The 12,497-nt window shown below is 59.6% G+C and carries 9 protein-coding genes; 8 read left to right on the top strand and 1 reads right to left on the bottom strand.

Annotated elements, in window-relative coordinates:
* Positions 1-41 precede the first annotated feature (41 nt).
* Together choW and choV are read left to right on the top strand one after the other, a co-directional pair.
* Positions 42-887: a choline ABC transporter permease subunit gene (choW, locus tag TU86_RS10170; RefSeq protein ID WP_048364157.1), complete on the top strand. Its 846-nt coding sequence runs from the start codon at positions 42-44 to the stop codon at positions 885-887.
* A complete protein-coding gene (gene choV, locus TU86_RS10165; RefSeq protein ID WP_048364156.1) occupies positions 884-2,050 on the top strand; it encodes a choline ABC transporter ATP-binding protein in 1,167 nt (388 codons plus the stop codon). The genes choW and choV overlap by 4 nt, the downstream gene beginning before the upstream one ends.
* Before the next feature lie 127 nt (positions 2,051-2,177).
* On the opposite strand, the gene TU86_RS10160 is transcribed toward choV, so the two are convergent.
* Complete coding sequence (locus TU86_RS10160; protein WP_239658780.1) at positions 2,178-4,133, bottom strand: BCCT family transporter; 1,956 nt, start codon at positions 4,131-4,133, stop codon at positions 2,178-2,180.
* Between the two features lie 491 nt (positions 4,134-4,624).
* Between TU86_RS10160 and betI the strand changes: the two genes are divergently transcribed.
* The 6 genes from betI to TU86_RS10130 all read left to right on the top strand — a co-directional run bounded on the left by betI (position 4,625) and on the right by TU86_RS10130 (position 12,436).
* Entirely contained in the window at positions 4,625-5,218 is a 594-nt protein-coding gene (gene betI, locus TU86_RS10155; protein ID WP_048364154.1) for a transcriptional regulator BetI, read from the top strand.
* 109 nt (positions 5,219-5,327) lie between these two features.
* On the top strand, positions 5,328-6,800 hold the full coding sequence (betB, locus tag TU86_RS10150) for a betaine-aldehyde dehydrogenase (protein ID WP_048364153.1): 1,473 nt from the start codon (positions 5,328-5,330) through the stop codon (positions 6,798-6,800).
* A gap of 122 nt (positions 6,801-6,922) precedes the next feature.
* A complete protein-coding gene (gene betA / locus TU86_RS10145) occupies positions 6,923-8,626 on the top strand; it encodes a choline dehydrogenase (protein WP_048364152.1) in 1,704 nt (567 codons plus the stop codon).
* A gap of 242 nt (positions 8,627-8,868) precedes the next feature.
* Positions 8,869-9,564, top strand: a complete 696-nt coding sequence (locus TU86_RS10140) for an RraA family protein (protein WP_048364151.1) — start codon at positions 8,869-8,871, stop codon at positions 9,562-9,564.
* Between the two features lie 92 nt (positions 9,565-9,656).
* Entirely contained in the window at positions 9,657-11,099 is a 1,443-nt protein-coding gene (locus tag TU86_RS10135; RefSeq protein ID WP_048364150.1) for a TldD/PmbA family protein, read from the top strand.
* Complete coding sequence (locus tag TU86_RS10130; protein WP_048364149.1) at positions 11,099-12,436, top strand: TldD/PmbA family protein; 1,338 nt, start codon at positions 11,099-11,101, stop codon at positions 12,434-12,436. Before TU86_RS10135 ends, TU86_RS10130 begins: the two co-directional genes overlap by 1 nt.
* The last annotated feature ends 61 nt before the right edge of the window (positions 12,437-12,497 follow it).

The following is a 12,497-nucleotide window of genomic DNA, read 5'->3' as shown; positions in this document are numbered from 1 at the left end:
CGGCTCCGTTTCACTCCTCCTGCATGCGGATGTTCACTACCATGCTGATCGATCAAAAAATCCCTTTAGGCCAGTACATTGCAGGCTTCGTTGAATGGCTGACGCAACACGGCGCCAGCACGTTCGATGCCATTGCAATGACGCTGGAAACGATGATCCACGGCGTGACGTTTGCGCTGACCTGGTTCAACCCCTTTGTGTTTATCGGCTTGATCGCCCTGCTCGCCCACGCCATTCAACGCAAATGGGGACTGACGGTGTTTGTGGCGTTTTCTTTTCTGCTTATTTTGAACCTGGGTTATTGGCAAGAAACCATGGAGACCCTGGCTCAGGTGCTGTTTGCCACCTTTGTGTGCGTGATCATTGGCGTGCCGCTAGGGATACTCGCGGCGCACAAACCGATGTTCTACACCTTCATGCGCCCGGTGCTGGACCTGATGCAGACCGTGCCAACCTTCGTTTACCTGATCCCCACCTTGACCCTGTTCGGGCTGGGGGTGGTACCGGGGCTGATTTCAACCGTGGTGTTCGCCATTGCGGCGCCCATTCGCCTGACATATTTGGGCATCCGTGACGTACCGCACGAGCTGCTCGACGCAGGCAAAGCCTTTGGCTGCTCGCGGCGTCAGTTGCTCACGCGCATCGAACTGCCCCACGCCATGCCCAGCATCGCGGCGGGCATCACGCAGTGCATCATGTTGTCGTTGTCGATGGTGGTGATCGCCGCTCTGGTCGGCGCCGATGGCCTGGGCAAACCGGTGGTCAACGCGCTCAACACCGCCGACATCGCCCTGGGCTTTGAAGCCGGGCTGGCGATTGTGTTGTTGGCCATCATGCTCGACCGGATCTGCAAGCAGCCGGACGCCAAGAAAGGAGCTGACGCATGAGCATTGTCCGTTTCGATAACGTCGACGTGATTTTTGCCAAAGACCCGCGCGCGGCCCTTGGCCTGTTGGACCAAGGCATGAGCCGCGATCAGATCCTGAAAAAAACCGGGCAGATTGTGGGCGTTGAAAAGGCCAGCCTGGACATCGACAAAGGCGAAATCTGCGTATTGATGGGGTTGTCCGGCTCGGGCAAGTCCAGTTTGCTTCGCTGCATCAACGGCCTGAACACGGTGAGCCGTGGCCATCTGTACGTGGAGCATGAAGGCAAGCAGATCGACATCGCCGCGTGCACGGCGGCCGAGCTGAAAATGATGCGCACCCGGCGCATCGCTATGGTGTTTCAAAAATTCGCCTTGATGCCGTGGCTGACCGTGCGCGAAAACATCAGCTTCGGCCTCGAAATGCAGGGCCGCCCCGAAAAGGAGCGGCGTACGCTGGTGGACGAAAAACTGGAACTGGTGGGGCTGACCCAATGGCGCAACAAAAAGCCCGATGAGCTGAGCGGTGGCATGCAGCAGCGTGTAGGGCTGGCGCGGGCATTGGCGATGGACGCCGATATTTTGCTGATGGATGAACCGTTCTCGGCCCTCGACCCGTTGATCCGTCAGGGCTTGCAGGACGAACTGCTGGCGCTGCAACGCAAGCTGAACAAGACCATTGTGTTCGTCAGCCATGACCTGGATGAAGCGCTGAAACTGGGCAGCCGCATCGCGATCATGAAGGACGGGCGCATCATTCAATACAGCAAGCCGGAAGACATCGTGCTCAACCCGGCCGATGACTATGTGCGCACCTTCGTCGCGCACACCAACCCGCTGAACGTGCTGTGCGGGCGCAGCCTGATGCGTCCGTTAGGCAACTGCAAACGGGTGAGGGGTTCGGTGTGCATTGATCCTGGGGATGACTCCTGGATTGATCTGGCTGAAGGCAACACCGTACACGCTACGCAACAGACTGACTTGCAGAGCTGGACGCGGGGCCAAGCGGTTGAAAGCCTGGGCCGCAGGCCTACGTTGGTGGATGCAGGGATCGGGATGCGGGATGCGTTGCAGATTCGCTACCAGACCGGCAACAAACTGGTGCTGCACGACAATCAGCAGGTGGTAGGCATTTTGGGAGATACAGAGCTGTATCACGCGTTATTGGGCAAAAATCTGGGCTAGACGCGGCCCTCGCCCCAACCCTCTCCCAAAGGGAGAGGGAGCTGATCACACGCAAATTCAAGAACACCTCAAGTCAGTTCCCTCTCCCAAAGGGAGAGGGTTAGGGAGAGGGTGCCCTGAACCGCAATCAGCTATAAACCCGGCCAAGGAGTTGGCGATGGCTTTCAAACTGATCGAGCACGTCACGGGTGATTTGCTCATCCGTGAAGCCCATCAAGTCGTACTCCTGGCTGCCGTTGTGCAAGTACACTTCGGCACGGTAGTAACGACTGCGCACTTCTTCATCCGTCGCCGCGTCTTGCGTCGACTCGCTTGGCGCGGCCAGGTAACCGTCCAGGCTGACTTCGTAAACGAACGGGTTGCCCTCGTCCATTTCAACCCGCACACCCATGCAACGTTTGGCCTTGCCCAGCAGGGTCTGCACGCTCATGCCTTGGCTGCGCAGTTGCACGGCCGCTTCTTCCAGTGCAGGTGTGACGTGTTTGTCCATGAAGCGCTGCACCACCGCCTGGGTCGGTTGCAACTCCTGGGCGGTCAAACGCTCGCTGAAGAAACCACGACGACCACGCGCCGCCAACTCCGCTTGTTCCAGCTCCATTTGGGTGTCCTGACGCATTGCTTTGTGCAGGCCAAACATAAACAGAACCAGCACCACCGAGAACGGCAGCCCCGCCAACACCACCATGGTTTGCATCGCCGCAAAGTTACCGGCAAACAGCAGACCAATGGTCACCAGAGTGATCACGACCGACCAGAAGATACGCAACCAGTGCGGGGCATCTTCGTCCACATCACCGCCTTTGCACGACAGGTTGGCCATCATCACCGCGCCAGAATCCGCAGGGGTCAGGAACAACACAAAACCGACAAAGATCGACACGCCAATCACGATTTTCGACGCCGGGTAATGCTCAAGCAGTTGGTAGATCGCCATCGACGGCTGTTCCAGCGCCGTCTTGCCCAGCTCCACCGCACCGTGGTTAACCACCAGATCCAGTGCCGAGTTACCGAAGATCGACAACCAGACCAAGGTAAAGCCCAGCGGGATCAGCAACACCCCAGCCACCAGCTCACGCACGGTACGGCCACGGGAAATACGCGCAATGAACATGCCTACGAATGGGGCCCAGGAAATCCACCACGCCCAGTAGAACAGGGTCCACAGACCCAACCAGCCTTCGGTTTTTTGGGTGTCGCCTTCGTACACGTACAGGTCGAAGGTTTTCATGACGATACCGTTGAGGTAATCGCCGGTGTTCTGCACAAAGCCGTTGAGCAGGTGCAAGGTGGGGCCAAACAACAACACGAAAATCAGCAAGCCACTGAACAGCACGATGTTCAGGTTGGACAGGCGACGGATGCCGTTTTCAACGCCCGAAACGGCAGCGATGGTGGCCACGGTGCTCATCACGATGATGACGATCAGCAAATTGGTATTGCTGTGTTCCATACCGAACAGGTTTTCCAGCCCGGACGACACTTGCATCGAGCCAATCCCCAGGTTGGTCACCAGGCCGAGCAAGGTCACGAACATGCCGAAACCATCCACCGCATGGCCCGCAGCGCCTTTCACCCAACGCTCGCCCATCAAGGGGTACAACGCCGAACGCAGCGCCAGCGGCTGGTTATGACGGTAGGCAAAATAGGCCACGGCCAAACCGACCAGCGCGTAAATCGCCCAGCCGTGCAGGCCCCAATGCAGGAACGTCAGTTGCAGCGCCTGACGCGCGGCTTCATGGCTGCCCGACACGCCTTCTGGCGGATTGAAGTAGTGGTCCAGCGGCTCGGACGCGCCGAAATACAGCAACGAGATGCCGATACCCGACGAGAACAGCATCCCGGCCCACGCGCCATAGCTGAAGTCCGGGGTGTCTTGCTTGGTCCCCAGTTTCAGTTTGCCGTACGAAGAAAACGCCAGACCGACCACAAAGATCAGGTACGCGGCAATCACCACCATGTAGTACCAGCCAAAGGAGCGCGACAGCCACTCTTGGGCAATGCCCAGCAGGCGGCCGGCTTCTTGTGGCGCGGCAATCAAAATGGCAGTCAACAACAAGATCAAGGCAGTGGAGGTGTAAAACACCCAACCGTTGACCGTCACCTTTTGCGGTGGGGTCTTTATAAGAGAAGCAGAACTCATTGCACGGATGCTCCAGGCAGCGCGAGAGAAGAACTTGATGCAAAGCAACACCCGACCAAACGCTTAGATAGCGACCAACGGTCGAGTGATATAAAGGCACCGCAAAAAAACTGGACCCGTTCGTATGTTCAGCCAACGCACCGTGTGCAGGCGTGAGCTTGCTCGCGATCGTCCCAACAGCACCGTGCCTGCTCGGCTACCGCGCGTATCGGTAAAGACCTTCGCGACCACGTTCGCTCCTACAGACGTAAGGGATTCAGAAGAAATTACAGTGTCGTTTGGCGCCATTCATGCGTAGGGAAACGGCATCAATCGCGACGAATTGTCGCAGATAGTATTCTTTGTTGATTGAACGTTCAATCAAAACAAAATAGACTGGCCGCCGTTCAGTGATCTTTCCTGCACTGTCCGCCGGCCCAAGGAGATGAGCAAAAATGCCCAAGGTCGGTATGCAACCCATACGCCGTCAACAGTTGATCGAAGCCACCTTACAGGCCGTCGATCAGGTTGGCATGGCGGATGCCAGCATTGCGCTGATTGCCCGTTTGGCCGGTGTGTCGAACGGCATCATCAGCCACTATTTTCGAGACAAGAACGGTCTGATTGCCGCCACCATGCGGTACTTGATGAACGTCTTGATCGACAACGTCACCGAGCGCCGCCAAGCGCTGGACGACGACAGCCCGAGGGCTCACTTGCAGGTCATCGTTGAAGGCAACTTTGACGCCAGCCAAGTCAGTGGCCCGGCAATGAAAACCTGGCTCGCCTTCTGGGCTGCCAGCATGCACCAACCGTCGTTGCACAGATTGCAGCGGATCAACGATCACCGCCTGTATTCCAATCTGTGCTGCCAGTTTCGTCGTGTGTTGCCGCAGGCCGAAGCCCGCTCGGCAGCGCGCGGCCTGGCGGCCCTCATCGATGGACTATGGCTGCGTGGCGCCCTGTCGGGAGATGCTTTCGACACAGAACAGGCGCAACGCATCTGCTACGAATACATGGATCTACAACTGGCGAAACAGGTGAGTTAAGCCTCAATTAACGCTTAACCCCTGAACTGTCGTGAATCTGAGTTGCCCCAGTTAGATGGCATCCCGCTCCACGATCAACGCCAACCACTTATGCACTTGCGAGGATTTTATGGCCCGTTTCGAACTGCAAAAACTTTACATCGACGGCGGTTACACAGACGCCAGCAGCGATGCAACCTTCGATGCCATCAACCCGGCTAACGGCGAAGTCCTCGCACAAGTGCAACGTGCGACCAAGGAAGACGTTGAGCGCGCGGTTGTCAGCGCTGAAAAAGGCCAGAAAATCTGGGCTGCCATGACCTCCATGGCGCGTTCGCGCATCCTGCGCCGCGCGGTGGACATCCTGCGCGAGCGCAACGATGAACTGGCCGCGCTGGAAACCCTGGACACCGGCAAGTCGTACTCCGAAACCCGCTACGTTGACATCGTCACCGGTGCTGACGTGCTGGAGTACTACGCTGGCCTGGCGCCTGCGATTGAAGGCGAGCAAATCCCGCTGCGCGACACCTCGTTCGTCTACACCCGTCGCGAGCCGCTGGGCGTTGTGGCCGGTATCGGCGCGTGGAACTACCCGATCCAGATCGCCCTGTGGAAATCCGCACCGGCGCTGGCAGCGGGCAACGCAATGATCTTCAAGCCAAGCGAAGTCACCTCGCTGACCACCTTGAAACTGGCTGAAATCTTCACGGCTGCGGGCCTGCCAGACGGCGTGTTCAACGTACTGACCGGCAGCGGCCGTGAAGTCGGCACCTGGCTGACCGAACACCCGCGCATCGAAAAAATCTCGTTCACCGGCGGCACCGACACCGGCAAAAAAGTCACCGCCAGCGCCACCAGCTCTTCCTTGAAGGACGTGACGATGGAGTTGGGCGGCAAGTCGCCACTGATCATTTTTGACGACGCCGACCTGGACCGCGCGGCTGACACCGCGATGATGGCCAACTTCTACAGCTCGGGCCAGGTGTGCACCAACGGCACCCGCGTGTTCGTGCCGACTGCACTCAAAGCCGCATTCGAAGCCAAGATTCTGGAGCGCGTTGCGCGCATCCGCATCGGCAACCCGGAAGACGAAAACACCAACTTCGGCCCGTTGGTCAGCTTTGCCCACATGGAAAGCGTGCTTGGCTACATTGCCAAGGGTAAAGAGCAAGGCGCCCGCGTACTGTGCGGCGGCGAACGCCTGACCGAAGGCGACCTGGCCAAAGGCGCATTCGTGGCACCGACCGTGTTCACCGACTGCACCGACGACATGACCATTGTTAAAGAAGAAATCTTCGGCCCGGTGATGAGCATCCTCACCTATGACACCGAAGAAGAAGTGATCCGCCGCGCCAATGACACCGAGTTCGGTCTGGCTGCGGGCCTGGTGACCAAAGACCTGAACCGCGCTCACCGCGTGATTCATCAATTGGAAGCGGGTATTTGCTGGATCAACGCCTGGGGCGAATCCGACGCAAAAATGCCGGTGGGCGGCTACAAGCAGTCGGGCATTGGCCGTGAAAACGGTATCAGCTCGCTGGCTCAGTACACCCAGATCAAATCGGTACAGGTAGAGCTGGGCGATTACGTCTCGGTGTTCTAAACCCACCTGACAGCCGATTACTGGTCGTCGCTGCCGCAGGTTGCGAAGGGTTGCACAGCAATCCTTCGCAGCAGCCTTGGGCAGCGACTACAGCGTTCTTTATTTATACGAGGGTGCATTTTATGTCCCAAGAATTCGACTACATCATCATTGGTGCCGGTTCTGCCGGTAACACCCTGGCGACCCGTCTGACTGAAGACCAAGGCGTCACCGTGCTGCTGCTTGAAGCTGGCGGCCCGGACTACCGTTTCGACTTCCGCACGCAAATGCCTGCGGCACTGGCATTCCCGCTGCAAGGCCGCCGCTACAACTGGGCCTTCGAAACCGATCCAGAGCCACACATGGATAACCGCCGCATGGAATGTGGCCGTGGCAAAGGTCTGGGCGGCTCGTCCCTGATCAACGGCATGTGCTACATCCGCGGTAACGCAATGGACTACGACGGCTGGGCGAAAAACCCGGGCCTCGAAGACTGGACGTACCTGGACTGCCTGCCGTACTTCCGCAAGGCTGAAACCCGTGACATCGGCCCGAACGACTACCACGGTGGCGACGGTCCGGTCAGCGTGACCACGCCTAAAGCCGGGAACAACGTGCTGTTCCACGCCATGGTTGAAGCCGGTGTACAAGCGGGCTACCCGCGCACCGAAGACTTGAACGGCTACCAGCAGGAAGGTTTCGGCCCGATGGACCGTACCGTGACGCCGAACGGCCGTCGCGCCAGCACCGCCCGCGGTTACTTGGACACGGCCAAGCAGCGTTCGACGTTGAAAATCGTCACCCACGCCTTGACCGACAAAATCCTGTTTGAAGGCAAGCGTGCCGTTGGCGTGTCCTACATGGTCGGCGACAGCGACACCCGCATTCAGGCCAAGGCCCGTAAAGAAGTGCTGCTGTGCAGCGGCGCCATCGGTTCGCCGACCGTGCTGCAACGCTCCGGCGTCGGCCCGGCCGAGTTGCTTAACAGCCTCGACATCCCGGTGGTTCATGACCTGCCAGGCGTGGGCCGGAACCTGCAAGACCACCTTGAGCTGTACCTGCAATACGCCTGCACCCAGCCGGTGTCGCTGTACCCGTCACTGTTGTGGTGGAACCAGCCGGCAATTGGCGCTGAGTGGATGTTCCTGGGCAAAGGCATTGGCGCGAGCAACCAGTTCGAAGCCGGTGGTTTTATCCGCACCCGCGAAGAGTTCGAGTGGCCAAACATTCAGTATCACTTCCTGCCAGTCGCGATTAACTACAACGGCAGCAACGGCGTGAAAGAACACGGTTTCCAGGCGCACATGGGTTCCATGCGTTCGCCGAGCCGTGGCCGGATCAACGTGAAGTCCAAAGACCCGCGTGAATACCCAAGCATCTTGTTTAACTACATGGCAGCCGAGCAAGACTGGCAAGAGTTCCGTGACGGCATCCGCCTGACCCGTGAAATCATGCAGCAGCCTGCGCTGGACGCTTACCGTGGCCGTGAAATCAGCCCCGGTATCGACAAACAGACAGACGAAGAGCTGGACACGTTTATCCGCGAACATGCCGAGACCGCGTTCCACCCCTCTTGCTCGTGCAAAATGGGCACCGACGAGATGGCCGTGGTAGACGGCGAAGGCCGTGTGCATGGCATGCAGGGTCTGCGTGTGGTCGATGCCTCGATCATGCCGCTGATCACCACCGGTAACCTGAACGCCCCAACGATCATGATCGCCGAGAAAATCGCCGACAAGATCCGTGGTCGCCAGCCGTTGCCGCGCAGCACCGCTGACTACTACGTGGCAGGTGATGCACCGGTACGCGGCAAGCCGCTGCGTGACGTGAGCCGTACCGCGCAGTAACAGCGATCAATCGGTAGTCGCTGCCGCAGGCTGCGAAGGGGGGGTTGCCCCCCCGTATTCTTGAACCCGCCACACCCCTCATCGCAGCCTTCGGCAGCGACTACGGGGTGGGTGTCGTTCATTGTTTCATCTTCCCCCCGCTTGCCCCGGCCTCAACGCAGGCCTAATCTAGTGCCTCGTTTCGCGCCTCACCCCCCCGCCCCACCCGACACGCCAGCACCTGCCTGGCCAAGAGGTTTTCTATGTTTGATGTTGTCTCTTCGAGCAAATGGCCAACCGGCTTCCTGATTAATCCAAACGCAGAACCTCTCGATCCAAAATGGCTGACCGAGTTCAGCAAGATCCCTGCCGCCGCTGTCAGCGACTGCCTGGGCCGCAACGTTGGCGGCCTGGGTCTCAAGTCGTTCCACGGCAACCGCCCGATGCTCGGCAGCGCACTGACCGTGCGCGTGCGTCCCGGCGACAACCTGATGATTCTCAAAGCCATGCAAATGGCCCGCCCCGGCGATGTGCTGGTGATCGACGGCAGCGCCGACCTGACCCGCGCTGTATTTGGCGGCATCATGCGCGCCATGGCCCTTAAAGCCGGCATCGTCGGCGTCGTGATCAACGGTGCCCTGCGCGACCTTGACGAGTGGCAAACAGGCGAGCTGCCGGCTTACGCCATCGGCGGCGTACACCGTGGCCCGAGCACAGACGGCGGCGGCGAAATCAACGTGCCGATCTCGTGCGCGGGCATGTTGGTCATGCCTGGCGACCTGATGATTGGCGATGGCGATGGCGTGGTTGCCGCATCACGCACTGAGCTGCCAGAGTTGCTGATCCGCTGCCATGATCTGTTGGCGCGTGAACAAGCGACCCTCAAGGCCATTGAAGAAGGCACGCTGGACCCGGACCGTTTTGACGCCATCCTGCGCGCCAAGGGTTGCCCGGTTTAAATCGCTGCCCTGAGTAACCCTCACCCCAACCCTCTCCCTGCGGGAGAGGGTTGGGGTGAGGCCGCTTTCGCTCTCAACAAGGAGGTCTGTGCATGTTTGATTTCTACCCTCAGCTCAAGCAGCGCTTCGACGCGCTGCGCACCCGGGCCGAGTTCTTTTCGTTACGTTATGTGCGCGAGTCCGGGCAATACCTGTCGGTACGCAAGCATGTCGCAGAGCCGCCTTCTTTCAATCACGACCAAGGCGCAATGCTGACCGTGCGCATCAACGGTGTCGAAGCTTATGCCGCCACCAATGACCTGTCGCAAGCCGGCTTGCAAGCCGCGCTGGAGCGGGCCGAAGCGCAGGCCGGCCTGATCGCTGCCCACACGCTGCTCGACCTGAGCCAAGAGCCGGTGTCGGGCGAACGCGCCGATTACTGTTCGCCCAACCTCGACCAACCTTTCCCTTCGCTCAGCGAGTGCTTTGAGCTGCTGAGCGCCGAATCTGCCGCTGTGCCCAACGATGAGCGGCTGGTGAGCTGGGAGGTGGGCCTGGGCCTGAATCTCGTCGAACAGATTTACCTCAACAACGCAGGCGCCGAGTTACGTCAGGCGCAGCGCTTTGTTTATCCGGGTATGTCAGTCACCGCGTACGACGGCCACGACAGCCAGACCCGCAGTTTGGGCCGCGACAATTTTGGCCAACAAGGCGGTGCCGATGTCATCAGCCGCTGCGGGCTGATCGGCGCAGCCCCGCACGTCGCCGACCAAGCCTTGCAATTACTGCTGGCGGCCAACGCCCCCCAAGGCAAACGCGACCTGTTGCTGATGCCGGACCAGATGATTCTGCAAATCCACGAGTCCATCGGCCACCCGCTGGAACTGGACCGCATTCTGGGTGATGAGCGTAATTACGCGGGCACCAGTTTCGTTAAGACCAGCGACTTCGGGCACCTGCAATACGGTTCGAAATTGCTCAATGTGACGTTCGACCCCACCCTCCCTGAAGAGCTTGCCAGCTACAGCCATGACGATGACGGCACGCCCGCGCGTAAGGAATACCTGATTCGCGAAGGCTTGCTGTTGCGCCCATTGGGCGGTGCCTTGTCGCAATTTCGCTCCGGCCTCGAGGGCGTGGCCAACAGCCGGGCCTGTGGCTGGAATCGTCCGCCGATTGATCGCATGGCTAACCTCAACGTCGAGCCAGGCGAGCAATCGATGCAACAACTGATTGGCGGTATCGAAAGCGGCATTCTGATGGCGACCAACCGTTCGTGGTCGATTGATGATGCGCGCAATAAATTCCAGTTCGGCTGCGAATGGGGTCAACTGATCGAGAATGGCGAACTCAAGGGCGTGGTGAAAAACCCCAACTACCGGGGCATTTCCGAACAGTTTTGGCGCAGCCTGAGCGCCGTGGGCGACGCCAGCACCTTTAAAGTGCTGGGCACGCCGAACTGCGGCAAGGGCGAGCCCAACCAAGTGATTCGCGTGGGGCATGCATCGCCCGCGTGCGTGTTCCGTGACATTGATGTGTTTGGAGGTGACGCCTGATGAGCACCCGACTGAGTCAGGCCGAGCAGTTCCAAGCGCTGGTTGCGTGGCTGCGCACAGCGATCAACAGCCCTGAGCAATTCACCGTGAGCTATGACGCTGAAGCCTCGCAGTTCATTCGTTTCAACAAGGGCCGGGTACGTCAGGCCGGACAGGTACAGCAGGCCAGCCTGAGCCTGAAACTGATCCACGAAGGGCGTCACGCCGATGTCAGCATGACGCTTGCCGGGGCCACCGAAGAGGATCAACGCCGGTTGGCCAGCGCCTTGCAGCAACTGCGCGACACCCTGCCCTTGCTGGCGCCAGACCCCTATTTGCTGCTCAATCCGCAGCCGTGGCACAGCCATCATGTGCAAGAACCGCCGCTGCCCGACACGGCGCAGGTGCTGGCAGACATTCGCCGTGCCAGCGAGGGCGTCGACTTGGTGGGGTTTTATGCCTGTGGACCGATCAGTGTGGGCTACGCCAGTTCTGAAGGTGCGTTTGGCTGGCATCAGGCCAACAGTTTCAACTTCGACTGGAGCCTGTTCCACAGCGACGGCCAAGCGGTAAAAGCCAGCTACGCGGGGACCGACTGGAACAGCCAGCGCTTCGCCCACCGCATGCAGCAGGCCCGCGAGCAGCTTGAGTTTCTCGGGCGCCCGGTGCAGGTGCTGGCACCCGGTGAATACCGCGCCTATCTGGCCCCGGCGGCCCTGGAAGAAGTCATGAGCATGCTGACTTGGGGCGGGTTCTCGGCGCAGGCGCTGGCCAGCAAATCCAGCCCGCTGCAAAAGCTCTACGCAGGCGACGCCCACCTAAGCCCGCTGGTGTCGCTGGATGAACACGTCAGCCAATCGTTAAGCCCTGCGTTTTCGGGTGAAGGCTACCCGCGTCAGGACTTGTCGCTGGTCAAACACGGCAAGGCCAATCAGCAACTGGTGGGTTCACGCAGTGCCGCCGAATACAGCCTTGAAGTCAACGGCGCGCCGGGGGGCGAGGCCCCGAGCGCCCTGGCGATGGCGCCCGGTACGCTGGCGCAGGCCGACATTCTCAAGCAACTGGGCACCGGGCTGTACATCAGCAACCTGTGGTATTTGAACTACTCTGACCAACCGGCAGCCCGTCTGACCGGCATGACGCGTTTTGCGACGTTCTGGGTGGAAAACGGCGAGATCAAGGCCCCGGTCAATACCATGCGCTTTGATGACAGCATCTACAGTTTGCTGGGTTCACAGCTAGAAGCACTGACCGTAGAGCGCGAGCTGCTGCTGTCGGCCAGCACCTATGACCAACGGCAAACGGCGTCGAATTTATTGCCGGGGGCACTGGTCAAAAAACTTACGTTGACGCTGTAACCCACCTGTAGTCGCTGCCAAAGGCTGCGAAGGTTGCTCGCTAAGGACCTCATCGCAGCCT

It is taken from the genome of Pseudomonas weihenstephanensis, assembly GCF_001043055.1.
Classification (GTDB): domain Bacteria; phylum Pseudomonadota; class Gammaproteobacteria; order Pseudomonadales; family Pseudomonadaceae; genus Aquipseudomonas; species Aquipseudomonas weihenstephanensis.
The sequence above is the reverse complement of the archived record's forward strand: the minus strand, read 5'-3'. Positions and strand labels throughout refer to the sequence as shown.

Bases quoted from the DNA above. Each gene is read 5' to 3' on its own strand.
- betI (WP_048364154.1), top strand. From the start codon at position 4,625: ATGCCCAAGGTCGGTATGCAACCCATACGCCGTCAACAGTTGATCGAA.
- betB (WP_048364153.1), top strand. From the start codon at position 5,328: ATGGCCCGTTTCGAACTGCAAAAACTTTACATCGACGGCGGTTACACA.
- choW (WP_048364157.1), top strand. From the start codon at position 42: ATGCTGATCGATCAAAAAATCCCTTTAGGCCAGTACATTGCAGGCTTC.
- betA (WP_048364152.1), top strand. From the start codon at position 6,923: ATGTCCCAAGAATTCGACTACATCATCATTGGTGCCGGTTCTGCCGGT.
- TU86_RS10140 (WP_048364151.1), top strand. From the start codon at position 8,869: ATGTTTGATGTTGTCTCTTCGAGCAAATGGCCAACCGGCTTCCTGATT.
- TU86_RS10135 (WP_048364150.1), top strand. From the start codon at position 9,657: ATGTTTGATTTCTACCCTCAGCTCAAGCAGCGCTTCGACGCGCTGCGC.
- choV (WP_048364156.1), top strand. From the start codon at position 884: ATGAGCATTGTCCGTTTCGATAACGTCGACGTGATTTTTGCCAAAGAC.
- TU86_RS10130 (WP_048364149.1), top strand. From the start codon at position 11,099: ATGAGCACCCGACTGAGTCAGGCCGAGCAGTTCCAAGCGCTGGTTGCG.